This is a genomic window from Bacillus cereus group sp. BfR-BA-01430 (genome assembly GCF_022663115.1).
Classification (GTDB): domain Bacteria; phylum Bacillota; class Bacilli; order Bacillales; family Bacillaceae_G; genus Bacillus_A; species Bacillus_A cereus_BD.
On the sequence record NZ_JAKUEW010000007.1, the window covers coordinates 130,177 to 155,933 of the forward strand.

Here is a 25,757-nt window from a genome sequence, read left to right on the forward strand (position 1 = left end):
ATTAAATAATAGCGATTATTTAGAGAAACTGGCATTAGGAGGAAGTTTTTTTGATTAAAAAATATACTTGTAAGAATGGTGTAAGAATTGTTATGGAGAATATACCTACTGTGCGTTCAGTTGCAATTGGGATATGGATCCATGCAGGTTCTAGAAATGAAAATGAGAAAAATAATGGGGTTTCACACTTTTTGGAGCACATGTTTTTTAAAGGTACAAAGACACGTAGCGCGAAAGAGATTGCGGAATCATTTGACAGTATCGGCGGTCAAGTAAATGCATTTACATCAAAAGAATACACGTGCTATTATGCAAAAGTGCTTGATGAGCACGCAAAATATGCGCTTGATGTGTTAGCGGATATGTTCTTTAACTCAACATTTGATGAGACTGAATTGAAAAAAGAGAAGAAGGTTGTATTTGAAGAAATTAAAATGTACGAAGATACACCAGATGATATTGTACATGACATATTAACGAAAGCAACATACGAAACACATCCACTTGGATATCCAATTTTGGGAACTGAAGAAACGCTTGAAACATTTACAGGAGACACGTTGCGACAATACATTAAAGATCATTACACACCTGAAAATGTTGTTGTATCAATTGCTGGAAATATTGATGAAACGTTTGTACAAACGGTAGAACAATACTTTGGTAATTATGAGGGAACAACAAATCGTGAGCAAGTACATAGCCCAATTTTCCATTTCAATAAAGTCGCTCGCAAGAAGGAAACAGAACAAGCGCATTTATGTTTAGGATTTAAAGGATTACAAATGGGGCATGACGATATTTATAACTTGATCGTACTCAATAATATTTTAGGTGGTAGCATGAGCAGCCGCTTATTCCAAGAAGTACGGGAACAACGCGGTCTAGCGTACTCTGTATTCTCCTATCATTCTTCTTACGAGGATACAGGAATGCTAACGATTTATGGTGGTACAGGAAGTCAACAATTAGATACATTGTATGATACAATACAAGAAACATTAGACACATTGAAAAATACAGGTATTACAGAAAAAGAACTTGTGAATAGTAAAGAGCAGCTAAAAGGGAATTTAATGTTAAGTTTAGAGAGTACGAATAGTCGTATGAGTCGTAATGGTAAAAATGAATTGCTTCTCAGAAAACATCGCTCTCTTGATGAAATTATCGAAAGCATTAACAACGTGACAAAACCAAATGTTGATGCATTGATTCGTGATATATTCACAAATGAATTTTCAGCAGCGCTAATTAGTCCAAATGGTGAGTTACCGAAAAGCATGAAATAAACAAAAAAACTGTATCTCGTGAATGCGAGATACAGTTTTTTGTTTTGCGGCAATCAAATTTCTGTTATTTTTTGTACATATATAGAATAGGGTACTTATTATAGAACGGTATTTTACAGAAATTGAAGGAGGAGAGAATGATGCGGTTAAGTGAATTAAGCGGAAAAGAAATTGTCGACTTAGAACGAGCAGAGAAGATGGGAGTATTAGGGCATGCGGATTTAGAAATTAATGAGAAAGATGGAAAGATTCAAGCTCTCATTATTCCTGTTGGAAAGTGGGGTGGTTTTAAAAGAGAGCAACAGGAAGTTAGAGTAGAATGGAGTAGAATTAAGAAGGTAGGCCACGATATGATTATTTTTGATTTAGCAAATCATCCGAAATCAAAGTAAAAGATAGCCAATTTGGTTATCTTTTTTTATTTCTTCACAATTTAGTAGAAAGATGATAGAAGTTTAGCGATAAAGTGAAATTTTAAACAGTGGGAGAGCTTCATTCCCCACTGATTATGAATCCTCACCAATCGGGCTGTTACTGTCCTAAAATAGCGGGATACAAGTATAGTTGGTGTAAGGGGGTTGTAGATGCACTGTAGAAACTATTCACGGATGCTTTCTGTTTTTCAATCACCTCTAACTCGTACGGTACATATGATGTGGAGAAAAAAGAAAAAATAGGCATTTTTCTTATAAATGAAAGAAAAAGAAGGTGAATTAGAGAATGTTGACTGAGATGCACATTGCTGTCATAGGAGGAGATGCAAGACAGCTAGAGGTAATTCGCAAGTTGGTCGAACTTGATGCGAAACTTTCATTAATAGGATTTGATCAATTAGATCATGGCTTTACTGGGGCAGCAAAAGAGACTATGCAAAATCTAGATTTCACTTCTTTAGATGCGATTATTTTACCGGTAGCAGGAACGAATGCAAAAGGAGAAGTAGATACGATCTTTTCTAATGAAAAAGTTTCAATCACTAAGGAACAGGTTGAAAAAACACCAGAAAATTTTACTATATATTCAGGAATCGGTACGCCGTACTTGGAGAATCTTGTAGCTACTACCAATCGAAAGCTTGTAAAATTATTTGATCGTGATGATGTGGCTATTTATAATTCTATTCCGACAGTAGAAGGTACCTTAATGATGGTTATTCAGCATACAGATTATACGATTCACGGATCGAATGTTATGGTTTTAGGATTTGGTCGAACGGGAATGAGTGTCGCAAGAGCGTTTCAATCATTAGGAGCACATGTCAAAGTTGGTGCAAGGCGTTCAGAACATATTGCTCGCATTACAGAAATGCAGTTTTCTCCTTTTTATATGCAAGATATTGGGAAGGAAGTAAAGAATGTTGACATTGTCATTAATACAGTTCCACATCTTATTGTAACAGCTAGTGTGATTTCCCGTATGCCAGCACATACATTAATTATCGATTTAGCTTCGAAGCCGGGCGGAACGGATTTTCGTTATGCAGAGAAACGAGGTGTGAAGGCATTATTAGCACCTGGTCTTCCAGGAATTGTTGCTCCAAAAACAGCTGGGCAAATTTTGGCGAATGTTCTTTCTCAGTTATTAAAAGCAGATATGATGGCCAGAGAGGAGAATGAAAAATGAACTTGAAAGGAAAACGAATTGGCTTTGGATTCACAGGCTCTCACTGTACGTATGAAGAAGTGATGCCACATTTAGAAAAGTTAGTTGCAGAAGGAGCCGAAGTAAGACCGGTTGTTTCCTATACTGTACAATCAACTAATACTAGATTTGGCGAAGGAGCAGAGTGGATTGATAAAATTGAAGAAATAACAGGACATAAAGTAATCAATACAATTGTTGGAGCGGAACCACTTGGTCCGAAGATTCCACTAGACTGTATGGTAATCGCTCCGTTAACAGGGAACTCAATGAGTAAATTTGCAAATGCGATGACAGATTCACCAGTCTTAATGGCAGCGAAAGCTACTCTTAGAAATGGAAAGCCTGTTGTGTTAGCTGTATCTACAAATGATGCTCTTGGATTAAATGGCGTTAATCTCATGCGCCTAATGGCAACAAAAAATATATACTTCGTACCATTTGGGCAAGATGCGCCAGAGAAAAAACCAAATTCAATGGTAGCTCGGATGGAATTGCTTGAAAATACAGTACTAGAAGCGTTAGAAGGGAAGCAATTACAACCGGTTGTTGTGGAAAAATTCAGATATATGAATTAAAAAACGAAAAAAAACAGACAATTTTTTCGGAAACCATCATTCTTATTGCAGAATATGATAAAATTAACGTTATTAAGATTAGAAGGAGATTATGCTCCTTCTAATTCTAAGTATAGAAGGATTGGTATCTAGAAAGGGGCATAGTGATGGAAAAGCAAAGAACTTTTCATGTCGCTGTAGTTGGAGCAACCGGCGCAGTTGGTGAACAAATGTTAAATACTTTAGAGAAACGAGATTTTCCAATCGGAAAGTTAACGTTACTTTCATCGAAACGATCTGCAGGTAAGAAGCTTGTATTTAAAGGAGAAGAATTCATCGTTCAAGAAGCAACTCCTGAAAGTTTTGAGGGAGTGGATATTGCACTCTTTAGTGCTGGTGGATCTGTATCGAAACAATTTGCACCAGAAGCAGCAAAACGCGGTGCGATCGTTGTTGATAATACAAGTGCATTCCGTATGGCAGAAAATGTGCCGCTTGTTGTACCAGAAGTAAATGAAAATGACTTAAAAGAACATAATGGTATTATTGCAAATCCAAACTGTTCTACAATTCAGATGGTAGTTGCTCTTGAGCCGATTCGTCAGCAGTTTGGATTAAAACGAGTAATCGTTTCCACATACCAAGCTGTATCTGGAGCAGGTGCGGCTGCAATTCAAGAACTTCATGAACAATCACAAGCGATTTTAAATGGTGAAGAAGTAAAAGCGAATGTTTTACCTGTATCAGGTGATAAAAAACATTTCCAAATTGCTTTTAACGCAATCCCACAAATCGACAAGTTTGAAGATAATGGATTTACATTTGAAGAAATGAAAATGATTAATGAAACGAAAAAAATCATGCATATGCCTGAGTTAGAAGTTGCTGCAACATGTGTCCGTTTACCTGTTGTATCAGGTCATTCTGAGTCTGTTTATATAGAAGTAGATCAAGAAGGTGTAACAGTAGAAGACTTGAAGAACCTACTTGCAAGTGCAGAAGGTGTAGTATTACAAGATGATCCAGCAGAACAGCTATATCCAATGCCATCTACTGCAGTTGGTAAAAACGAAGTATTCGTTGGACGCATTCGTAAAGATTTAAATAACGAAAAAGGATTCCATCTTTGGGTCGTATCTGATAACTTATTAAAAGGTGCTGCATGGAACTCTGTTCAAATTGCAGAACGATTAATCAAATTACAATTAGTGTAAACGGCTAAGAGAAGGTGCAAAGATGAAAATTATTGTTCAAAAATTTGGTGGGACATCTGTACGTGATGAAAATGGACGTAAGCATGCGCTTCACCATATTAAAAAATCATTAGATGCTGGCTATAAAGTAGTTACAGTTGTATCAGCAATGGGACGAAAAGGCGAGCCATATGCGACAGATACATTATTAAATCTTGTGAATCAAGAGAAATGTAGTATTTCAAAACGTGAGCAAGATTTATTATTATCATGTGGAGAAGTAATCTCAGCTGTCGTCTTCTCAAATATGCTAAATGAAAACGGAATAAAAGCAGCAGCGCTAAATGGTGCACAAGCTGGTTTTGTAACGAATGATGACTTTACGAATGCAAAAATTATTGAAATGAATTGCGATCGTATACATGAAGAGTTACAAAATGTAGATGTTATTGTCGTTACAGGATTTCAAGGTCAAACGAAAGCTGGAGATACGACAACGCTTGGACGCGGAGGCAGTGATACATCAGCTTCCGCATTAGGTGTTGCACTTCATGCGGAATATATAGATATATTTACAGATGTAGAAGGTGTAATGACGGCAGATCCACGTATTGTAAAAGATGCACGTCATCTTCAAACTGTAACATACAATGAAATTTGTAATATGGCATATCAAGGGGCAAAAGTTGTTCATCCGCGCGCCGTTGAAATTGCCATGCATGCGAAAGTGCCGCTTCGCGTACGTTCTACGTACTCTGATAGCGAAGGTACGCTTATTGCAGCATATGATGGTGCTACGAAAGGGCGCGATGTAGAGGAACGTCCTGTTACTGGGATTGCTCACGTATCGAATGTGACACAAATTAAAGTGCTTGCGAAAGATGGAGCATATGACTTACAGCAACAAGTGTTCAAGGAGATGGCGAGTGAAGGAATTAGTGTTGATTTAATTAATATTTCACCAACAGGTGTGGCGTATACAGTGAGTGATCATGTATCAGGTCGTGCGATTGAAATATTAAGAACACTTGGATATGAACCAATCGTAACGGAACATTGTGCAAAGGTATCCATTGTTGGAGCTGGAATGGCTGGCATTCCAGGGGTTACTGCTAAAATTGTTACTGCATTAGCAGAAAAAGGTATTCAAATTTTACAATCTGCAGATAGCCATACGACGATTTGGGTGCTTGTGAAAGAGACAGATTTAGTAGAGGCTGTAAATGCATTACATAGTGCATTTGAGCTTTCTAAAGAAAAGCAACTGGAACAACAATAAGGAGTGAGACCATGATAGATTTTGGGACAATTGCAACCGCGATGGTAACGCCGTTTGATAAAAACGGAAATATCGATTTTGCAAAGACAACGAAATTGGTAAATTATTTAATAGATAACGGTACAACTACAATCGTGGTAGGAGGAACGACTGGAGAGTCACCTACATTATCATCAGAAGAAAAAGTAGCGTTATATCGCCATGTCGTATCTGTTGTCGATAAAAGGGTACCCGTAATCGCTGGAACAGGTAGCAATAATACACATGCTTCTATTGAGCTAACAAAAAAAGCGACAGAAGTTGGTGTCGATGCAGTGATGTTAGTGGCGCCGTATTATAATAAACCAAGTCAAGAAGGAATGTATCAGCATTTTAAAGCGATTGCTGAGAGCACTGAACTTCCGGTTATGCTATATAATGTTCCGGGGCGATCTATTGTTCAAATTTCTGTTGATACAGTTGTTCGTTTATCAAAAATTCCAAACATCGTTGCAATTAAAGATGCGGGCGGCGATGTATTAACAATGACAGAAATTATTGAAAAAACAGCGGACGATTTTGCTGTATACAGCGGTGATGACGGTTTAACGTTACCAGCTATGGCAGTTGGAGCGAAAGGTATTGTATCTGTTGCTTCTCATGTGATTGGAAAAGAAATGCAAGAAATGATTTCAGCATTCCAATCAGGAGATTTTAAAAAAGCACAAACATTACATCAATTACTTGTAAGAGTAACGGATTCATTATTTATGGCACCGAGCCCAACACCAGTAAAAACAGCGTTACAAATGGTTGGCTTAGATGTAGGCTCTGTGCGTTTACCACTTCTTCCACTAACAGAAGAAGAACGAGTAACTTTACAAGAAGTGATACAATCAATCCCGCGTTAATAAAAATGACCTAGTTTTCAGCTAGGTCATTTTTATTTTGAGGAAAAATTACACTTATAATAAAAGTTTCTGAAGCATAATTTTCGGTTCCCCTGTCTCATCGGTATATGTCCCTATAATATCAAAGCCACTTTTAATATTGAGAATGAGCATATTACGCCATTTATTTTTCGTTTTCGTCTGAACGATAGAATACCTCTTTTCTTTTAATAACTGATGTTGAGCTTTCATTAACTGAGAGCCAATCCCTTGATTTCTATAATGATTAGCAACGCCACCTAACCAACTATAAAACGTTTCGTCATTTAGCTCATATTCGATTTTATAACCGAACACTTGTTGATTGTGCATAGCTAAATTAATGAGTAACTTTGGTTTATTTTGCATTTGTTTTATTAAGTCATTGGAATGGTTAAAAATTGTTTCGTGTAATTGAAGAATTCCATCTCGTATCTTTTTATTTGGAGATGATTTAAAAATGAGATAATCCATGTAAACGCTCCCTTTCTTTTTTATTCTCTTTATCCCGCTATTTTAGGGCAGTAAGACTCCCACCTCAAGATGCAGAGAAAAGCAAGGAAGATAGGTGGGAGTAGGGCTGCCCGTAACAGCCCGATTGGTGTGGGCTCATAATCCGTGGGGGATGAAGAAAACCCCACGGATTAAAGTTTCACTTTATATGCTTTCTTCTCTTTCTCACGATTTAACTTGTGTTCCAATTCTTATATCAGTTATAATATGGCTAAGTAGCTTAGTACGGGTATGCTTAGCAAAAGTGGAAAAAAATACAATTTAACGGCATTTTTATATGATATTGCATAAGATATTTGATTTATATAAATGAAAGAGAGGTGAAACCTGGTTTAAAAAATGAAAGAGAACATGATATCGCATAACGGTAAGGACATTCGTCTTGGACGGTGAATATATGGTGGTTGTAGAGTTTCCCTGGTGTCTCTACAATTTTAGTGAAATCAGTGTTTACAAGATTTTTAAACCAGGCAACAACATGAAGAGAAAAGAGATTGATTCTGTAAAGGTATTTGCTCTTGGTGGAGTAGGTGAAATCGGAAAAAATATGTACTGCGTCGAAATTGATTCCGAAATTTTTATCGTTGATGCAGGCTTAATGTTTCCAGGAGATGAGATGTTTGGAATTGATATCGTAATCCCTGATATTACATATTTAATAGAAAATCAAGAGCGAGTAAAAGGTTTATTTATTACACACGGTCATGAAGACCATATTGGTGGAATTGTTTATGTAATGCGTAAGCTCTCCATTCCGGTATATGCAACAAAGTTAACGGTAGGATTAATTCAAGAAAAGTTGAATGAAGCAGGAATGCTTGGTCGTGTAGATTTAAAAACAATTGATTCAAATTCGGAAGTTGAATTTAATACGACAACGGTTTCGTTCTTTGGAACAACGCACAGTATTCCTGATTCTGTTGGTGTATGCTTCCATACATCAAAAGGTGCAATTGTATATACAGGAGATTTTAAGTTTGATCAAACACCGATTGGTAATAGCGGAGCAGATCTTGGAAAGATGGCGAAAATCGGAAATGAAGGTGTACTCTGCTTATTATCTGATAGTACGAATGCGGAACGTCCTGGTTACACAGGTTCTGAAAAAGAAGTTGGTATCGAAATATCAAAAGTTTTTTATGGCGCAGAAGGACGCATCATTGTTGCTTCTTTTGCATCCAATGTTCACCGTATTCAGCAAGTTTTTGATGCAGCAGCTGAAACAGGACGTAAAGTAGCGGTTGTTGGCCGTAGCATGGTGAAAGTAGTAGATATTGCAAGACGTCTTGGGTATTTAGATGTGCCGGATGGCATGGTTATTTCATTGCAAGAAATAGATAACTTCCCAGAGAAGAAGGTGGCAATTTTAACAACAGGTAGTCAAGGTGAACCGATGGCAGCCCTTTCAAGAATGGCAAAGCAATCTCATAAACAAATTTCCATTCGCAAGGGAGATACAGTTATTATCGCAGCATCTCCAATTCCCGGTAATGAAGTATCGGTATCCAAAATTATCGATTTATTATTTAGAGCTGGTGCAGAAGTTGTCTATTATGGCGAAAGAAAAGTACACGTTTCCGGTCATGGTAGTCAAGAAGAATTAAAATTAATGTTAAATTTAATGAAACCGCAATATTTTATACCCGTACATGGTGAATTCCGTATGCAAAAAGCGCATGCATATTTAGCTGAAGATGTAGGTATTGCAAGAGAAAATATTTTCATCGTCGATAAAGGTGATGTAATTGTTTTTGAAGATGAGGAGGCAAAACCAGCTGGCAAAGTACAAGCAGGTAATGTTCTTATTGATGGATTAGGCGTAGGAGATGTTGGGAATATCGTTCTGCGCGATCGAAAAATGTTATCACAAGATGGGATTTTAGTTGTTGTAGTAACGCTTGGAAAAGAAGAGAAAAAAATAATCTCTGGCCCAGAAATTATTTCACGCGGATTTGTCTATGTTCGTGAATCAGAGGCATTAATTGAAAGATCTACAGACATTGTACGTACAATTGTAGAACAGTCTATTAAAGAATATTCGATTGAATGGTCTATGTTGAAGCAAAATATTCGCGAACTATTAGGGCAATTCTTATATGAAGAAACGAAAAGAAAGCCAATGATTTTACCGATTATTATGGAAGTGTAAAAGGTCACCTTTACTGGTGACTTTTTTCTTTTTCATCCCTTTCGAATGAAATTTACAACTTAAGAAATAATAGGTATATACGAGTGAAAGGGGATGCGATATGACAGAGCGTGAACGTTATACAAATGAAGAAACAGAAGCTGAACCAAAAGGAGATGCAAAAGAAGCATCAGTAATAGAGAAGATTCAACAGCTAGGTCAAACGAACGTGCCGCAAATGAATGAGTCTAAAATTCATTGTTTGACAATTGTAGGGCAAGTAGAAGGGCATGTTCAATTGCCACCACAAAATAAGACGACGAAATATGAACATATCATTCCGCAAATCGTCGCAATCGAACAAAATCCGAAAATCGAAGGGTTATTATTAATACTGAACACAGTCGGTGGAGACGTTGAAGCGGGACTAGCTATTTCTGAAATGGTAGCGTCGCTTTCAAAACCGACAGTATCTCTTGTATTAGGTGGCGGCCATTCCATTGGCGTCCCAATTGCTGTGTCGACAGATTATTCGTATATTGCGGAAACAGCAACGATGACGATTCATCCAATTCGTTTAACAGGGCTTGTCATTGGTGTACCGCAAACATTTGAGTATTTGGATAAAATGCAAGAACGTGTCATTCGATTTGTAACAAAGCATTCTAAAGTGACAGAAGATCGTTTTAAGGAGCTTATGTTTGCAAAAGGAAATTTAACACGTGACATCGGAACGAATGTAATTGGTGGCGATGCGGTGAAATACGGCTTAATCGATGATGTGGGAGGAATAGGAGATGCGATTCAAAAATTGAATGAATTGATCGATATGAGAGCGACAGGAAAAAATCAAGATGGGAAGTTGTTACAATGATTTTATACACAATGATGCCGGAACATCTCATTTATCCATCAGATTATTCGCAAAATGAAGGGCAAAAAGTTATTCATGTAAGTGGTGTAGAAATGGTAGTGAACTTAGAAAAAGATCAATCGTATTCGATTGTGCGCCTGCTAAGCACAAATCCAGATCACTACTTACAATATGAGCCAGGACAGAGAATATCCATTTCGTAAAAAGCAGGATTTTGTCTAAAAGCTATGGTATAATATAAAAAACAAGACGGTTGAGCAGCCATGAATAGGCTGCTTTCTTCTGTTTATGTAGCATTTTACAAGAAGTGTAAAAAATAGAAGAGAAAAAGACCTAAATAAAAGAGAAACTTTCTCTATTTTTCGTTTACTATTGGTTGAACAAGTCGTGCTTTTACGGAAGGTAACAGTTTGTACCTATCTTCTTTATTTTTATAAAAGTGTTATTGTTACAAAATAGCAGACGAACAGTTACATTTAATTTTTAGAACACGGGGTGAAAAAATGGCAAAACAAAAGCAAAGAGGGACGAAATCAAAGGCAAGACGTACGATAAAACCAACTTTGTATTACGAAATCGTCGGATTGACTCTTTTTGCACTTTCAATCATTACAATTTTACAACTAGGTATTGTAGGGAAATCGTTTGTGTTATTTTTTCGCTTTTTCTTTGGTGAATGGTACATAATTGGTGTATTAGGAGTGATTGCGTTATCCATTGCGTTTGTCATTAGGCGTGGATGGCCCAACCTTCTTCATAAACGACTAATCGGTGTTTATTTAATTGTATTAGCGATATTAATGTTTAGTCACATTACATTATTTAATCTGCTTACAAAAGACGGAGCGGTAGAAAATACATCTGTCATTGTTAGTACAAAAGACTTGTTCTTTCTTGAGATGAAAAAGAGTCCAGGCACAATTCATTTAGGTGGCGGTATGTTCGGGGCTCTAATGTTTGCAACATGCTATTTCTTATTTGATGAAGTAGGAGCTTATCTCATTGGAATTATTCTTGTCATTCTTGGTATACTCTGCATTACAAATAAGCATATTGGTGAAATATTAGCTCCGGTAGGGAGAATGGTAAGAAGTCAATTTCAGGTGATGCAAGGAGATTATAAAGATTGGAGATCGAAGCGTGTAGCTGAACAAACCGAAAAGAAAAAGAGAGAAAGACGTACGAGAAATGAGAGTTCTGAATCCCAAGAAGAGATTGCGGAGCCTATAGAAGAAATTAGTATTGACCCGCCAATTATTTCGAATTTCTCAGAGAATTATCCGATTCATGAAGAACAGGATTTGCCGAAAGAAGTAGGAATGGATCATCCTATTCCAGATGTTGAGGAAGTGCAAAATACACCCGAAGAAAAACCGAAAAAGAAACGCGGCGAGAAGATTGTTGAATCGTTAGAAGGAGATGCAAAAGCGCCGCCGATGCAATTTTCAAATGTAGAAAATAAAGATTATGAACTTCCTGCTATCGATATATTGAAGTTTCCAAAGAATAAGCAAGTGACAAATGAAAATGAAAAAATCTATGAGAATGCTCGTAAGCTTGAACGAACTTTCCAAAGTTTTGGAGTGAAAGCAAAAGTAACGAAAGTACATAAAGGGCCCGCAGTTACAAAGTATGAAGTGTATCCTGATATGGGTGTGAAAGTGAGTAAAATTGTTAGTTTAAGTGATGATTTAGCGCTTGCTTTAGCAGCGAAAGATATTCGAATTGAAGCGCCGATTCCCGGGAAATCAGCCGTAGGAATTGAGGTTCCAAATTCAGAAGTTTCGGTAGTTACACTTAGAGAGGTGCTAGATTCAAAGGCGAATAATCATCCAGAGGAAAAATTATTAATCGGTCTTGGGCGTGATATTACAGGTGAAGCTGTCTTAGCCCGTTTAAATAAGATGCCGCATTTATTGGTGGCTGGAGCGACTGGTAGCGGAAAAAGTGTATGTATTAATGGGATTATCGTTAGTATTTTAATGCGTGCTAAACCGCACGAAGTAAAGTTAATGATGATTGATCCAAAGATGGTAGAGTTAAATGTATACAATGGTGTTCCGCATTTATTAACACCTGTAGTGACAGATCCGAAGAAAGCTTCACAAGCTTTGAAAAAAGTTGTTAGTGAGATGGAACGTCGCTATGAATTGTTTGCACATAGTGGAACGCGTAATATCGAAGGCTATAATGAGTATATTAGACATCATAATGAGCAATCAGAAGCGAAGCAACAAGAACTTCCATATATCGTTGTAATTGTGGACGAGTTGGCTGATTTAATGATGGTCGCGTCTTCGGATGTCGAAGATGCAATTATGCGGTTAGCACAGATGGCTCGTGCTGCGGGCATTCATTTAATCATTGCAACGCAGCGTCCATCGGTTGATGTTATCACCGGGGTTATTAAAGCGAATATTCCATCACGTATTGCTTTCGCTGTGTCTTCTCAAACAGATTCCCGTACGATTCTTGATAGCGGCGGCGCAGAGAAATTGTTAGGAAGAGGAGATATGCTCTTTATACCGATTGGTGCGTCAAAACCAGTGCGTGTACAAGGCGCGTTTTTATCAGATGATGAAGTGGAAAGAGTTGTAGAGTATGTGATTGGACAACAAAAAGCGCAATATCAAGAAGATATGATTCCGCAAGATGTACCAGAAACAAAACAAGAAGTGGAAGATGAATTATATGACGAAGCAGTACAGCTTGTTGTCGAAATGCAAACAGCTTCTGTTTCGATGTTACAACGACGATTTAGAGTGGGATACACGCGTGCAGCACGTCTGATTGATGCGATGGAAATGAATGGTGTTGTTGGACCGTATGAAGGAAGCAAACCGCGTGAAGTGTTAATTAAAGATATACAAGAACAGAGTTCTTAATAAAAAAAGCCTAATTGTTTACAATTAGGCTTTTTTATATAGTGTTTTTGTTATATACTATACATAGCGAAAAAGAAAAGGCTTACATTTTGGTAGGTTCTCTAGAATACGAATGCTTTTAATTTCGCTTTGTTAAATGTTCGATATTTACTGTGGAAAAATGTTGAATTTTGTTGACACATATGAGGGCAAGTGGTAAGATTACTTCGAAAAGAATCACCGCCTCATATAATCTTGGAAATAAGGTCCATAAGTTTCTACCTAGCAACCATAAATTGCTAGACTATGAGGGGAAAAGTGTGTAACAAAGGATGTAAGAGGAATCTTTGTGCCGAACTTTTTCTCTAGCTGAGGAATGTTTATGGTACAAAGTTTTTTTTATATAATAAAGATGGAAAATTTCGTCTTAAAAAACTATTAATATTTATTCGACAAATTATAGCATCGGAAGAAAAAAGAGAAAAGAAGTCTTACATCAGAGGTCGAATAATTGAATGGGGGGGAGTCTTATGTCGGTTAAATCTGATAGTCGACATTTATATTTGCGAGTGATCGATCATATTAAAGAGAAAATCAAAAGTGGCGCATATAAAGAAAAGCAAAAGTTACCTTCTGAGTTTGATTTAGCAAAGGAACTAGGTGTAAGTAGAGCAACTTTGCGTGAAGCGCTCCGTATTTTGGAAGAAGAAAATGTTGTCATTCGTAGACATGGCGTAGGAACGTTTGTGAATGCAAAGCCGTTGTTCTCTTCTGGAATCGAACAACTTTCCAGTATTACCGATATGATTGCTAGCGTTGGAAAAACACCGGGGACTATTTTTTTATCATCATCTACTACAAGTTTAACAGAAGAAGAAAAAGAAAAGTTTCATAATGAAGAAGGTTTTGAAGCAGTCATGATTGAGCGTGTTCGTACAGCAGATGGGGAACCTGTTGTATACTGTGTTGATAAATTATCAAAAGAAATATTGCCGGATTTATCAGATTATAATGAAGAGTCGTTGCTTACTGTTATACATAATAACACGCATAAGCGCGTCACATATGCAGTTGCTCATATTGAACCGATGGGATATCATCCGAAAATATCACCAATCTTACAGTGTGAACCAGAAACAGCATTACTGATTTTAAAACAAATGCATTACGATCAAAATGATGAACCAATTTTGTATTCTATTAATTATTTTAGAGCAGATAAATTTAGCTTCCATGTATTACGAAAACGTATGTAAATCGGCTTCTTTTTAGGGAGGTGACAGCAAAAAGGAAGGGACAGCAGCATAAATAATAAATAGAGATATACATCATTTTAGGAGGGGTTTCTAGTATGAAGAAAAAAGCAGGTCTTTTATTATCATTAACGTTAGCAGCAAGTACAGTGTTGGGGGCATGTGGTAACTCAGACAAAGCAAGTAGTGACAAGAAAGATAGTAAAGGTTTTAAAGTGGGTATGGTTACCGATGTTGGTGGGGTTGATGATAAATCGTTTAACCAATCAGCGTGGGAAGGGTTAACAAAGTTCGGTAAAGATAATGATTTGAAAAAGAATGAAGGCTATCGTTACCTTCAATCAAGTAAAGACTCAGACTATATTCCAAACTTAACAAAGTTTGCGAAAGGAAATTATAATGTAACATTTGGTATTGGATATTTAATGGAAGACTCTATTGAAAAAGTAGCAGATCAATATCCGAAACAACAATTTGCAATTGTAGACACTGTTGTGGAAAAACCAAATGTAACAAGTATTACATTTAAAGACCATGAAGGATCTTTCCTTGTTGGGGTTGCGGCGGCAATGACGACAAAATCTAATAAAGTGGGCTTTGTCGGCGGAGTAAAGAGTCCATTAATTAACAAGTTTGAATCAGGATTTAAAGCTGGAGCGAAAGCAGTAAATCCAAACATTGAAATCGTTTCACAATATGCAGATGCATTTGATAAACCAGAAAAAGGATCTGTATTAGCATCAGCAATGTATGGTCAAGGTGTTGACGTAATTTATCACGCATCTGGTGCAACTGGTAATGGCGTATTTACAGAAGCGAAAAACCGTAAGAAAAAAGGTGAAAATGTTTGGGTAATTGGTGTTGACCGTGACCAAAATCAAGAAGGTATGCCTGAAAATGTAACGTTAACATCTATGGTAAAACGTGTTGACGTTGCAGTAGCAAAAGTAGCACAAGAAGCAAAAGATGGAAAATTAAAAGGCGGTAAAACAGAAGAATTCGGCTTGAAAGATGATGGTATTGGTATTGCGAAAACAACTGACAATGTGAAAAAAGTAAATCCAGAAATCTTAACAAAAATAGAAGAGTTTGAGAAGAAAATTACAGCTGGTGAAATTAAAGTACCTGCAACTGATGATGAGTACAAAGAATATGAGGCTTCTCTAACGAAATAATGATAGAGAAATAACAAAGGTTAGTTCTTAGAACTAACCTTTGTATCTATCAAATCATTTTTCATAGAGTGTAATTGGGGGATTGTTCCCTGCTAAAAGGAGGAACACAATGGAATACGTAATTGAGATGAACAATATTACAAAAGTATTCCCAGGCATTGTGGCGAACGATGATATTACGCTGCAAGTAAAACAGGGAGAAATACACGCTTTGCTCGGAGAAAATGGAGCAGGGAAATCAACGCTAATGAATGTTCTTTTTGGACTGTATCAACCAGAGCAAGGAGAAATTAAAATTAAAGGGAAGCCTGTAAAAATTACAAACCCTAATGTTGCGAATGATTTTGGAATTGGCATGGTTCACCAACATTTTATGCTTGTTCACAATTTTACCGTTACAGAGAATATTATTCTTGGAAATGAACCGAAGAAAAAGGGGAAAATTGCAGTTGATGAAGCGGCACAAGAAATTAAAAAGCTATCTGAACAATACGGTCTAGCGGTAGACCCGTATGCGAAAATTGAAGATATTTCAGTTGGAATGCAGCAGCGGGTTGAAATTTTAAAAACGCTTTATCGAGGAGCTGAAATTTTAATATTTGATGAACCAACAGCAGTATTAACTCCTCAAGAAATTCATGAACTGATTCAAATTATGAAAAAACTTGTACAAGAAGGAAAATCTATTATTCTAATTACTCATAAATTAAAAGAAATTATGGAAGTTTGTGATCGTTGTACGATTATTCGAAAAGGAAAAGGAATCGGTACAGTTGACGTTGCAAATACAGATGAACATAAACTTGCGGAACGAATGGTTGGACGTCAAGTGAATTTTAAAACAGAAAAATTAGACGCAAAACCTAAGGAAGATGTACTTTCGATTGCGAATCTTGTTGTTCGTGATGCACGTCAATTACCTGCTGTAAAAGGCCTTGACTTAACTGTTCGTGCAGGAGAAATTGTTGGTATTGCAGGAATTGATGGGAATGGACAAAGTGAATTAATAGAGGCAATTACTGGTTTACGAAAAGTTGAGTCAGGTTCTATTGCAATGAATGGGAAAGAGATAACGAATTGGCCTGTGAGACGGATTACAGAAGAAGGAATTGGTCATATTCCAGAAGACCGTCATAAACATGGACTCGTCCTTGATTTTTCCGTAAGAGATAATATTGTTTTACAAACATATTATAAAAATCCGTTTTCGAAAAAAGGAATTTTAAATTTTAATACTATTACGAAAAAGGCGAAAGAGCTTATTGCACAGTTTGATGTGCGTACACCGAGTGAATATACATTGGTTCGGGCGCTATCTGGTGGGAATCAACAAAAAGCCATTATTGCTCGTGAGGTAGATCGCAATCCGGACTTATTAATTGCAGCACAGCCAACCCGTGGCCTTGATGTAGGGGCAATTGAATTTATTCATAAAAAATTAATTGAGCAAAGGGATAAAGGGAAAGCGGTACTCCTTGTATCTTTAGAGCTTGATGAAATTTTAAATGTAAGTGACCGTGTGGCTGTTATTTATGAAGGAAGAATTGTTGCAATTGTTGATGCAAAAGCAACGAATGAACAAGAGTTAGGTCTTTTAATGGCTGGTGGAACAGGGGAAGAGAAGGTGAGTACAAATGGCTAAAAAATTTTTAACGGAGCGAACGATTCATATTTTAGTACCTGTATTATCTGTTCTTTTTGGTTTGCTTGTAGGAGCCATTGTTATGCTAGTGAGCGGATATGATCCGATTGTTGGATATGCAGCATTGTGGGAAGGAATGGTTGGAAATCCGCAAGCTATAGGTGAAACACTTCGTACGATGATTCCTCTTGTGTTAGCTGGTCTTTCCGTTGCCTTTGCATTCCGTACAGGACTATTTAATATCGGAGTAGAGGGTCAATTGTTAGTCGGATGGCTTGCAGCAGTTTGGTTCGGCTATGCAGTGTCATTACCAGCGTTCTTACATATTCCGCTATCTATTTTAATTGCAGCAATCGTTGGTGGTTTATGGGGCTTTATTCCAGGGTACTTAAAAGGGAAATTTAAAGTAAATGAAGTTATTGTAACCATTATGATGAACTATATTGCACTGTATGTGACATATGACCTCATTAAACGTTTTTTACATGAAGCGAATGAAAAATCATATGATATTCAGCCAAGTGCATCGTTAGCATCTGAATGGCTCTCTTCTTTAACAGAAGGATCACGTCTGCACTGGGGGATTCTTGTTGCGATTCTCATTGCGATTCTCATGTGGTTCTTATTAGATCGAACAACGTTAGGTTATGAATTAAAATCAGTTGGATTTAATCAACATGCTTCGCGATATGCTGGTATGAAAGTCTCTCGTAATGTCATCTTATCGATGACAATTGCAGGTGCATTTGCAGGTATTGGTGGAGCGATGGAAGGGCTTGGAACCTTTCAAAATATGACAGCGATGTCCTCATTTACTGGAATTGGATTTGACGGAATTGCAGTCGCTCTTCTTGGCGGAAATAACCCATTTGGTATCTTGCTTGCTGCTTTATTATTTGGTGGTTTAAAAAGTGCAGCACCGCAAATGAACTTTGAAGCAGATGTGCCATCTGAATTAATAAATGTCATTATTGCATGTATTATTTTCTTTGTTGCTTGTAGCTATGTTTTACGCTGGGCACTTACACGCATGAGCAAGGAGGGGAAATAAATGAACTTCTTAGATATTTTAGCCATTCTTGTGACAGGTACATTATATACAGCGGCCCCACTTATTTTTACGGCGCTTGGTGGAGTGTTCAGTGAACGTTCTGGAGTTGTAAACATCGCATTAGAAGGGTTAATGTTATTTGGTGCATTTATTGGTGTTGTGACAACTTTATTAATGGGAGATACGTGGGGGGCGATGACCCCTTGGATCGCACTTGTTTTTGCAGCAATTGGTGGTGGGATGTTTGCACTTCTTCACGCTGTTGCTTCCATTACATTTCGTGCGGACCAAGTTGTTAGTGGAGTAGCGATCAACTTTTTAGCGCTTGGTTTGACTGTTTTTGCGATTAAGAAAATTTTCGGTAAAGGTCAGACTGATTTTATTCAATATCGTATTGAAAAAATCGACGTTCCAGGGCTTTCGGATCTTCCTGTTATCGGAAAATTATTTTTCACCAGTGTACCTTTAACGTCGTATATTGCTATTATTTTAGCTTTTGTTGTTTGGTATATTATTTATAAAACGCCGTTTGGTCTTCGTCTTCGCGCAGTTGGTGAACATCCTATGGCAGCTGATACGATGGGAATTCATGTATATAAAATGCGTTACATTGCCGTTTGTATTTCAGGTATGTTTGCTGGCGTTGGCGGTGCCATCTTTGCCATGTCTATCTCAAATAACTTTTCAGGCGCAACGATTACAGGGCAAGGTTTTTTAGCGCTAGCTGCTATGATTTTCGGGAAATGGAATCCGCTTGGGGCGTTAGGAGCTGCCTTGTTCTTCGGGTTTGCACAATCACTTGGAGTAACGGGAGGAACCATTCCTGTACTGAAAGAAATACCAAGTGTTTTCTTAACAATCTTGCCATATGTGTTTACGATTTTAGCACTAGTTGGTTTTGTCGGACGTTCAGAAGCACCAAAAGCGCTTGGAACACCATATGAAAAAGGAAAGAGATAATCTTTTCAAAGTTTGAAAAAGCTCGCACATTAGTGCGGGCTTTTTGACATAGAATATGTTTAATATCGAAATGCATATAAGAATTTAAAAGTGAAAAAGGAAGAAAAGTTGATTTTTGATTTCTAAAAACTGTATATTGAAGAGGAATATTCCTACATAGGTAAAGGAGGGCTATAAATGAAATTGATGGAACAGCAAATGCATGAGTTAGGTGGTTTACGAGTACATATCATTCCAACAGATAAGTATAAAACAAATACATTTGTATTTCGCTTTAAGGCGCCTTTAAATGAAGAAACTGTGACAGAGCGTGCTATTTTGCCTTATGTTTTACAAAGCGCTACCGAGAAATTGCCATCTGTCATTCGTCTTCGCCAATATTTAGAGGAATTATACGGTTCTTCTTTAGCGGTAGATGTAAGTAAAAAAGGTGAGGATCATATCATATCTATTTACATGGATGTCGCCAATGAGAAATATTTACAAGATGCTTCGCCTCTGTTTGAAAAAGCGCTTTCTATGTTATCTGATATTGTGTTACATCCAGCAACTGAAGAAAAGGGTTTTTTACAGTCTATTGTAGAGAGTGAGAAGCGAGCGCTTCTGCAACGAATTGAAGCGACATATGATGATAAAATGCGTTACGCAAATGAACGTCTCATTGAAGAAATGTGTAAAGTCGAACCATATCGATTAAGTGCCAACGGAAAAAAAGAAGATGTTCCGTTAATTACAAGTGAAACATTATATCAATATTATCAAAAAGTGCTAGCAGAAGATGAAATGGATCTTTACATTATTGGCGATATTTCAGACAATGCAGCTGAACTCGTTCGTAAATATTTTTCCATTTCACCACGCGTACCGAAAGAAAAAAATGTAGTACTTCATAAACGAAATAACGAAGAAAAAGAGATTGTTGAGAAACAAGAGTTAAAACAAAGTAAATTAAATATCGGTTATCGCACATATGTGACCTATCGTGATGAAGATTACTTTGCATTACAATTATTTAACGGTTTATTTGGTGGGTTTTCGCATTCCAAATTGTTTGTGAATGTTCGGGAAAAAAATAGTTTAGCGTATTATGCAGCTTCACGCTTTGAAAGTCATAAAGGTTTGCTCTTCGTTATGTCTGGAATTGAAGGGAAGAATTATGAAAAAGCGGTTGCGATTATTAAAGAGCAGATGAAGGCGATGAAGAATGGTGATTTCTCAGAGGAAGAAATTCAGCAAACAAAAAGTGTAATTCGCAATCAAGTTTTAGAAGCGATTGATACACCACGTGGTTTCGTTGAATTATTATACCATGGTATTATTGCGGAACATACACGTCCAGTAGAAGAATGGATTACTGGAATAGAAGCTGTTACGAAAGAAGAAATTGTAAAGGTCGCAAATCAAATTGAGTTAGATACGATTTACTTTTTACATGGAACGGAGGGAGAATAGATGGAGAAAATCTCTTATGATCAATTAAAAGAAACGCTTTATTATGAAAAGCTTCCAAATGGGTTAGATGTATATATTTTACCGAAGCAAGGATTCAATAAAACATTTGCGACGTTTACAACAAAATATGGCTCTATCGATAATACATTCGTTCCTCTTGGAAAAGAAGAGATGGTTCGGGTGCCAGATGGAATCGCTCATTTCCTTGAACATAAATTATTTGAAAAAGAGGATCATGACGCATTTCAGTTGTTTAGTAAGCAAGGAGCATCTGCAAATGCATTTACATCCTTTACAAGAACGGCGTATCTTTTTTCATGTACATCCAATGTAGAACAAAATTTAAATACATTATTAAATTTTGTTCAAGAGCCATACTTTTCGGAAAAAACAGTGGAAAAAGAGAAAGGCATTATTGGTCAAGAAATTCAAATGTATCAAGATAATCCTGATTGGCGTTTATACTTTGGGTTAATTGATAGTTTATTTGTGAAACATCCGATTAAAATTGATATCGCTGGGACAATTGAATCGATAAGTAAAATTACGAAAGATTTATTGTATGAGTGCTATGAAACATTTTATCATCCAAGTAATATGCTTTTATTTGTTGTTGGAGCTGTTGATCCAGAAAAGACAATGGCATTAGTACGAGAAAATCAAGCGAAAAAAGATTATCAAAATCAGCCAGAAATTATTCGTTCATTTGAAAGTGAACCAGAAGAAGTAAATGAGAAAAAGAAAGTGATTTCGATGTCTGTTCAAACGCCAAAATGTTTAGTAGGAATTAAAGCAGTAGGGCTAAAAGAAAAAGGTGAGGTGCTTTTAAAACAAGAAATTGCACTGACGTTACTTTTAGATTATTTATTTGGAAAAGGGTCAACTCATTATGAGTCCTTATATAATGAAGGGCTCATTGATGAAACATTCTCTTATGATTATACAGAAGAGAGTAGCTTTGGGTTTGCGATGGTTGGGGGCGATACAAAACAGCCAGATGAATTAGCAGATCGATTGAAAGCAATTTTGTTGCAAATAGATTATAATAAACTTGATACAAATACATTAGAGCGTGTAAAGAAAAAGAAAATTGGAGGATTTTTACGCTCTCTTAATTCACCAGAATACATTGCAAATCAATTTACAAGATATGCATTTAATGAAACGAGTTTATTTGATGCATTATCTACTTTAGAAAGCATAACAGTTCAAGATTTACAAAGTGCAGCAAAAGAATTTTTAGTTGAAGACAGAATGAGTATTTGCCAAGTCTTACCGAAGAAATAACATACAAACATGAGGAATCTGTTGTCTGTTATATAAAAATGAACCCCTCTTTACTTTTTAGTCATGCTTAAAAAGTAAAGAGGGGTATTTATAATGAAGAGTATGAATAGATGTCTTCGAAGAAAGGATTAAGAGATGAAGAAATATGCGTTAGTGACTGGAGGAAGCGGAGGAATTGGCTTTGCAATTTCAAGGCAGTTAATAGAAGATGGGTATATAGTATATATGCACTACAATAAAAATGAAGACAAAGTAAAGGAGTTAGCAAAACAAATTGGAGAAGTTATTCCTGTTCAAGCTAACTTAGCCTGTGCAGATGGAGTAGAGAAATTGTGGGAACAGATTGATCATCCCATTGAAACGATTGTATACGCAGCTGGAAAAAGTATATTTGGCTTAGTTACTGATGTGACCAATGAACAACTTGATGAAATGATTGCATTACAAGTGAAGAGTGTGTATAAACTTATGTCGTTTGCACTGCCACCAATGATACAACGGAGAAAGGGTAATGTTGTCATTATTTCGTCAATTTGGGGGCAAATAGGAGCTTCTTGCGAAGTGTTATATTCCATGGTAAAAGGTGCGCAAAATGCATATACAAAAGCTTTAGCGAAAGAAGTGGCTTTAAGTGGAATTCGTGTCAATGCAGTGGCGCCAGGTGCAATTGAGACAGAAATGTTAAGTGTATTCTCAGAAGAAGATAAAAATGGAATTGCAGAGGAAATTCCGGTGGGACGAATTGGTTCCCCGGAAGAGGTGGCAAAAACAGTCTCCTTTTTAATATCACCAGGAGCTTCTTATATAACAGGACAAATTATTGGAGTAAATGGTGGCTGGCATTGTTAAAAAACATACATAAAAGATAAAAAACTGTGCAAATTAAGTATGATTGTAATACTCAATAGTAGTGAGGTGCTTAATATGTCAGTATTAGATAACTTTGATCAATGGAAAAGCTTTTTAGGAGAGCGTTTAGAGCAGGCGCAAGGAAAAGGTCTAGAGGGCGGTGTTGTTTCAGATATGGCATACCGTGTTGGGGATTATCTTGCAAATGAAGTAGAAGCGCGCAATGATCAAGAAAAACTATTAGCAGAGCTGTGGAAAGTGGCAGATGAACAAGAACAACATACAATTGCAAATCTAATGGTAAAGTTGGTACAAAAAAAATAAAAAAAGAGAGGAGATTCTCCTCTCTTTTTTTTATGTGGAAAATCCATTGATTTCATTGTACTTTTAACTTCCCTATTGGGATGAAATCATATAATATAGTACGTAGGTGTAAAGTAAGCAAGGGGGGAGTGATCTTGGATGATTGAATGGTATTTTGAATATGAAATACATAAAAACCGACCTGGCTTGCTTGGTGACGTTTCTTCGTTAATCGGTATGCTTGGTATTAATATCGTCACAATTAATGGTGTGGATAATGCAAGGCGCGGTCTTTTGCTTATGTGTGATAATCAAGAGCAAATTTCGAGGCTTGAATCAATTTTAAATACGATGGATAATATAACGGTAACGAAATATCGTCCGCCAAAACTCAGGGACAGGCTAGCGATCAGGCATGGCAGGTACATACAACGAGATGCTGATGATAAGAAAACATTTCGATTTGTACGGGATGAATTAGGGCTACTTGTTGATTTTATGGCAGAATTAATGAAAAAAGAGGGCCATAAACTTATCGGAATAAGAGGAATGCCTCGCGTTGGGAAAACGGAATCTATTGTTGCTGCAAGTGTTTGTGCGAATAAGCGTTGGCTGTTTGTTTCGTCTACCCTTATTAAACAAACGGTACGTAGTCAATTGATTGAAGATGAGTATAGCGACGATAATATTTTTATATTAGATGGGATTGTTTCAACAAAGCGCGCGAATGAAAGACATTGGCAGCTTGTACGTGAAATTATGAGGTTGCCCGCAACAAAAGTTGTAGAACATCCAGATGTATTTGTGAGTCAATCAGAATACACACTTGATGATTTTGATTATATTATTGAATTGCGTAACGATTATGATGAAGAAATTCAATATAATTTAGTAGATGAAATTGAGCAGGGAACGCAAAATAATTTCTCTATGTTTGACTTTTAAAGAAATATTGAGGTGTTAGCAGTGACGGAATTAGGACAAAAGCTGAAGGAAGCAAGAGAAGCAAAAGGCTTGTCTATTGATCAGCTACATGAGATTACAAAAATTCAAAAGCGTTATTTAGTAACAATTGAAGAGGGCGACTACAGCATATTACCGGGAGCTTTTTATGCGCGTGCATTTATTAAACAATATGCGGATGCTGTTGGGTTAAACGGAGAGGAATTGCTTGTAGAATATCAAAGTACAATACCACAATCTGAATCTCATGATGTACCACAAGTATCAACTGGTCAAAAAACACAGGAGACAATCCAAAAGGCAACATCGCTTCCAATTGCAGATCATATGCCGAAAATCTTAATTGCACTATTGGTAATTGCGTTAGGAGTAGTGATTTGGCTTGTTTTCCAATGGGTAACTGCAAAAGATGATGGTGCAGTAGCACAAAACAAAAGTGAACAAATTGAAGTGAAAAAAGCAAAGGATTCTCCATTAGATGAGAAAAAAGATGAAAAAGCGGAAGAACTGAAACAAGAAAAAGCAAAACAGGATGAAACAAAAAAAGAAGAGCAAAAGAAGGCTGAGCAACAAGCGCAGCAACCACCGACAAGGCAAGATGAGATAAAGCTAGTTGGCACAAAAGAGAAAGTATCTACGTATGAAATTAATAATAAGGAACTACAACTAGAAGTCTCTGCTAAGGGAACGACTTACGTAGATATTAAAGATGAAAATGGTAATGAAATTTATAAAGGGACATTAGAAGCAGGTCAAACTGTTCCACAAAATTTAACAGAGAAAAAAGAAGTGCGATTAAATATCGGTAATGCACTGAATACAGAAGTTAAAGTAAATGGAAAAGTTGTGAATTACGGTTTAAATGCTGAAGAGGCATTGCACCAAAGAATGGTGATTAAAAACTTAGGGGGAGAACAACCTGCACAATAATAGTCATCGCTTCGATGACTTTTTTCAATAGAACAAATGTTTGTGACATGATGGAGGAATAGTTGTGAACTTACCAAATAAAATTACGATATCTCGAATCTGCTTAATTCCAATTTTTTTAGTCATTATGATTGCGCCTTTTGACTGGGGTTCATATACAATTGGAAACGTAGATTTACCAATTCAACATTTAATCGGGGCGCTTATTTTTATTATTGCATCAGCTACTGACTGGATTGATGGGCATTTAGCAAGAAAATATAATCTTGTTACAAATTTAGGGAAATTCCTGGATCCATTAGCTGATAAATTGCTTGTTTCAGCGGCGCTTATTACATTAGTTGAAATGCAATATGTACCAGCGTGGATTGTAATTGTTATTATTAGTCGTGAATTTGCAGTTACAGGCTTACGACTTGTATTAGCTGGCACTGGAGAAGTTGTTGCAGCTAATATGTTAGGGAAAATCAAGACGTGGACACAAATTATTGCAATTTCAGCATATTTATTACATGATGTGCCATTAAATTTAATCTATATTCCAGTTGCTGATATTTTTATATGGATTGCATTGATCTTTACAGTTATTTCTGGGTTTGATTACTTTTGGAAAAATAGAGCTGTGTTTGTCAATTCAAAATAGCAG

Annotated in this window: 24 protein-coding genes and 1 riboswitch; of the genes, 23 read left to right on the top strand and 1 reads right to left on the bottom strand. The window is 36.7% G+C overall.

What is annotated here, in order from left to right; all coding sequences use genetic code 11:
• Positions 1-50: 50 nt before the first annotated feature.
• From MR058_RS13945 to dapA, 7 genes are all read left to right on the top strand, one after another.
• Positions 51-1,289, top strand: coding sequence for a M16 family metallopeptidase (locus tag MR058_RS13945; protein ID WP_242144558.1), 1,239 nt, complete (start codon positions 51-53; stop codon positions 1,287-1,289).
• A gap of 140 nt (positions 1,290-1,429) precedes the next feature.
• Complete coding sequence (locus MR058_RS13950) at positions 1,430-1,681, top strand: YlmC/YmxH family sporulation protein (RefSeq protein WP_041810486.1); 252 nt, start codon at positions 1,430-1,432, stop codon at positions 1,679-1,681.
• Between the two features lie 328 nt (positions 1,682-2,009).
• Positions 2,010-2,912, top strand: coding sequence for a dipicolinic acid synthetase subunit A (gene dpaA / locus MR058_RS13955; RefSeq protein ID WP_242144559.1), 903 nt, complete (start codon positions 2,010-2,012; stop codon positions 2,910-2,912).
• Positions 2,909-3,508, top strand: a complete 600-nt coding sequence (locus MR058_RS13960; protein WP_012094895.1) for a dipicolinate synthase subunit B — start codon at positions 2,909-2,911, stop codon at positions 3,506-3,508. Before dpaA ends, MR058_RS13960 begins: the two co-directional genes overlap by 4 nt.
• A 146-nt stretch (positions 3,509-3,654) precedes the next feature.
• A complete protein-coding gene (gene asd, locus MR058_RS13965) occupies positions 3,655-4,701 on the top strand; it encodes an aspartate-semialdehyde dehydrogenase (RefSeq protein WP_242144560.1) in 1,047 nt (348 codons plus the stop codon).
• A gap of 22 nt (positions 4,702-4,723) precedes the next feature.
• Positions 4,724-5,959: an aspartate kinase gene (gene dapG / locus MR058_RS13970; RefSeq protein WP_242144561.1), complete on the top strand. Its 1,236-nt coding sequence runs from the start codon at positions 4,724-4,726 to the stop codon at positions 5,957-5,959.
• Positions 5,960-5,970: 11 nt separating this feature from the next.
• Positions 5,971-6,849, top strand: a complete 879-nt coding sequence (gene dapA, locus MR058_RS13975) for a 4-hydroxy-tetrahydrodipicolinate synthase (protein WP_242144562.1) — start codon at positions 5,971-5,973, stop codon at positions 6,847-6,849.
• A 54-nt stretch (positions 6,850-6,903) separates the two neighbouring features.
• On the opposite strand, the gene MR058_RS13980 is transcribed toward dapA, so the two are convergent.
• Complete coding sequence (locus MR058_RS13980; protein WP_242144563.1) at positions 6,904-7,341, bottom strand: GNAT family N-acetyltransferase; 438 nt, start codon at positions 7,339-7,341, stop codon at positions 6,904-6,906.
• A gap of 517 nt (positions 7,342-7,858) precedes the next feature.
• Here MR058_RS13980 and MR058_RS13985 point away from each other — a divergent pair.
• From MR058_RS13985 to pgsA, 16 genes are all read left to right on the top strand, one after another.
• On the top strand, positions 7,859-9,529 hold the full coding sequence (locus tag MR058_RS13985) for a ribonuclease J (protein WP_242144564.1): 1,671 nt from the start codon (positions 7,859-7,861) through the stop codon (positions 9,527-9,529).
• A gap of 100 nt (positions 9,530-9,629) precedes the next feature.
• On the top strand, positions 9,630-10,382 hold the full coding sequence (locus MR058_RS13990; RefSeq protein ID WP_242144565.1) for a ClpP family protease: 753 nt from the start codon (positions 9,630-9,632) through the stop codon (positions 10,380-10,382).
• Complete coding sequence (locus MR058_RS13995) at positions 10,379-10,585, top strand: YlzJ-like family protein (RefSeq protein WP_242144566.1); 207 nt, start codon at positions 10,379-10,381, stop codon at positions 10,583-10,585. Before MR058_RS13990 ends, MR058_RS13995 begins: the two co-directional genes overlap by 4 nt.
• A gap of 300 nt (positions 10,586-10,885) precedes the next feature.
• A complete protein-coding gene (locus MR058_RS14000) occupies positions 10,886-13,267 on the top strand; it encodes a DNA translocase FtsK (RefSeq protein WP_242144567.1) in 2,382 nt (793 codons plus the stop codon).
• A gap of 204 nt (positions 13,268-13,471) precedes the next feature.
• Positions 13,472-13,573: riboswitch (purine riboswitch) on the top strand.
• A gap of 203 nt (positions 13,574-13,776) precedes the next feature.
• Positions 13,777-14,502 (top strand): GntR family transcriptional regulator, encoded by a 726-nt coding sequence (locus tag MR058_RS14005; RefSeq protein ID WP_242144568.1) that lies wholly within the window; start codon positions 13,777-13,779, stop codon positions 14,500-14,502.
• A gap of 95 nt (positions 14,503-14,597) precedes the next feature.
• Positions 14,598-15,674, top strand: a complete 1,077-nt coding sequence (locus MR058_RS14010) for a BMP family lipoprotein (protein WP_242144569.1) — start codon at positions 14,598-14,600, stop codon at positions 15,672-15,674.
• Between the two features lie 109 nt (positions 15,675-15,783).
• On the top strand, positions 15,784-17,316 hold the full coding sequence (locus MR058_RS14015) for an ABC transporter ATP-binding protein (RefSeq protein ID WP_242144570.1): 1,533 nt from the start codon (positions 15,784-15,786) through the stop codon (positions 17,314-17,316).
• On the top strand, positions 17,309-18,367 hold the full coding sequence (locus MR058_RS14020; protein ID WP_242144571.1) for an ABC transporter permease: 1,059 nt from the start codon (positions 17,309-17,311) through the stop codon (positions 18,365-18,367). The genes MR058_RS14015 and MR058_RS14020 overlap by 8 nt, the downstream gene beginning before the upstream one ends.
• Complete coding sequence (locus MR058_RS14025; RefSeq protein WP_242144572.1) at positions 18,368-19,327, top strand: ABC transporter permease; 960 nt, start codon at positions 18,368-18,370, stop codon at positions 19,325-19,327. It begins immediately after the preceding gene.
• Between the two features lie 177 nt (positions 19,328-19,504).
• A complete protein-coding gene (yfmF, locus tag MR058_RS14030; RefSeq protein ID WP_242144573.1) occupies positions 19,505-20,779 on the top strand; it encodes an EF-P 5-aminopentanol modification-associated protein YfmF in 1,275 nt (424 codons plus the stop codon).
• Positions 20,780-22,066, top strand: a complete 1,287-nt coding sequence (yfmH, locus tag MR058_RS14035) for an EF-P 5-aminopentanol modification-associated protein YfmH (RefSeq protein WP_242144574.1) — start codon at positions 20,780-20,782, stop codon at positions 22,064-22,066.
• Positions 22,067-22,201: 135 nt separating this feature from the next.
• Positions 22,202-22,915: an elongation factor P 5-aminopentanone reductase gene (gene ymfI, locus MR058_RS14040; protein WP_242144575.1), complete on the top strand. Its 714-nt coding sequence runs from the start codon at positions 22,202-22,204 to the stop codon at positions 22,913-22,915.
• Positions 22,916-22,990: 75 nt separating this feature from the next.
• Positions 22,991-23,239, top strand: a complete 249-nt coding sequence (locus MR058_RS14045) for a DUF3243 domain-containing protein (protein ID WP_242144576.1) — start codon at positions 22,991-22,993, stop codon at positions 23,237-23,239.
• 138 nt (positions 23,240-23,377) lie between these two features.
• The gene (locus MR058_RS14050; protein WP_242144577.1) at positions 23,378-24,163 is read left to right on the top strand and encodes a DUF3388 domain-containing protein; all 786 of its coding nucleotides are present in this window, start codon (positions 23,378-23,380) and stop codon (positions 24,161-24,163) included.
• 21 nt (positions 24,164-24,184) lie between these two features.
• Positions 24,185-25,111 (top strand): helix-turn-helix domain-containing protein, encoded by a 927-nt coding sequence (locus MR058_RS14055; protein ID WP_242144617.1) that lies wholly within the window; start codon positions 24,185-24,187, stop codon positions 25,109-25,111.
• A 64-nt stretch (positions 25,112-25,175) separates the two neighbouring features.
• Positions 25,176-25,754 carry a CDP-diacylglycerol--glycerol-3-phosphate 3-phosphatidyltransferase gene (gene pgsA, locus MR058_RS14060; RefSeq protein WP_242144578.1) on the top strand — a complete coding sequence of 193 codons (579 nt, stop codon included), beginning with the start codon at positions 25,176-25,178 and terminating at the stop codon, positions 25,752-25,754.
• Positions 25,755-25,757 lie beyond the last annotated feature (3 nt).

What these genes read in the sequence shown, in the direction of transcription:
- MR058_RS14050 (WP_242144577.1), top strand. Translation starts at nt 23,378, where the DNA reads ATGATTGAATGGTATTTTGAATATGAAATACATAAAAACCGACCTGGC.
- MR058_RS14015 (WP_242144570.1), top strand. Translation starts at nt 15,784, where the DNA reads ATGGAATACGTAATTGAGATGAACAATATTACAAAAGTATTCCCAGGC.
- dapG (WP_242144561.1), top strand. Translation starts at nt 4,724, where the DNA reads ATGAAAATTATTGTTCAAAAATTTGGTGGGACATCTGTACGTGATGAA.
- dpaA (WP_242144559.1), top strand. Translation starts at nt 2,010, where the DNA reads ATGTTGACTGAGATGCACATTGCTGTCATAGGAGGAGATGCAAGACAG.
- MR058_RS13990 (WP_242144565.1), top strand. Translation starts at nt 9,630, where the DNA reads ATGACAGAGCGTGAACGTTATACAAATGAAGAAACAGAAGCTGAACCA.
- dapA (WP_242144562.1), top strand. Translation starts at nt 5,971, where the DNA reads ATGATAGATTTTGGGACAATTGCAACCGCGATGGTAACGCCGTTTGAT.
- MR058_RS14010 (WP_242144569.1), top strand. Translation starts at nt 14,598, where the DNA reads ATGAAGAAAAAAGCAGGTCTTTTATTATCATTAACGTTAGCAGCAAGT.
- MR058_RS13995 (WP_242144566.1), top strand. Translation starts at nt 10,379, where the DNA reads ATGATTTTATACACAATGATGCCGGAACATCTCATTTATCCATCAGAT.
- asd (WP_242144560.1), top strand. Translation starts at nt 3,655, where the DNA reads ATGGAAAAGCAAAGAACTTTTCATGTCGCTGTAGTTGGAGCAACCGGC.
- MR058_RS13950 (WP_041810486.1), top strand. Translation starts at nt 1,430, where the DNA reads ATGCGGTTAAGTGAATTAAGCGGAAAAGAAATTGTCGACTTAGAACGA.
- MR058_RS14005 (WP_242144568.1), top strand. Translation starts at nt 13,777, where the DNA reads ATGTCGGTTAAATCTGATAGTCGACATTTATATTTGCGAGTGATCGAT.
- MR058_RS14045 (WP_242144576.1), top strand. Translation starts at nt 22,991, where the DNA reads ATGTCAGTATTAGATAACTTTGATCAATGGAAAAGCTTTTTAGGAGAG.
- MR058_RS14020 (WP_242144571.1), top strand. Translation starts at nt 17,309, where the DNA reads ATGGCTAAAAAATTTTTAACGGAGCGAACGATTCATATTTTAGTACCT.
- MR058_RS13985 (WP_242144564.1), top strand. Translation starts at nt 7,859, where the DNA reads ATGAAGAGAAAAGAGATTGATTCTGTAAAGGTATTTGCTCTTGGTGGA.
- MR058_RS13980 (WP_242144563.1), bottom strand. Translation starts at nt 7,341, where the DNA reads ATGGATTATCTCATTTTTAAATCATCTCCAAATAAAAAGATACGAGAT.
- ymfI (WP_242144575.1), top strand. Translation starts at nt 22,202, where the DNA reads ATGAAGAAATATGCGTTAGTGACTGGAGGAAGCGGAGGAATTGGCTTT.
- MR058_RS13960 (WP_012094895.1), top strand. Translation starts at nt 2,909, where the DNA reads ATGAACTTGAAAGGAAAACGAATTGGCTTTGGATTCACAGGCTCTCAC.
- MR058_RS14000 (WP_242144567.1), top strand. Translation starts at nt 10,886, where the DNA reads ATGGCAAAACAAAAGCAAAGAGGGACGAAATCAAAGGCAAGACGTACG.
- yfmH (WP_242144574.1), top strand. Translation starts at nt 20,780, where the DNA reads ATGGAGAAAATCTCTTATGATCAATTAAAAGAAACGCTTTATTATGAA.
- yfmF (WP_242144573.1), top strand. Translation starts at nt 19,505, where the DNA reads ATGAAATTGATGGAACAGCAAATGCATGAGTTAGGTGGTTTACGAGTA.
- MR058_RS14025 (WP_242144572.1), top strand. Translation starts at nt 18,368, where the DNA reads ATGAACTTCTTAGATATTTTAGCCATTCTTGTGACAGGTACATTATAT.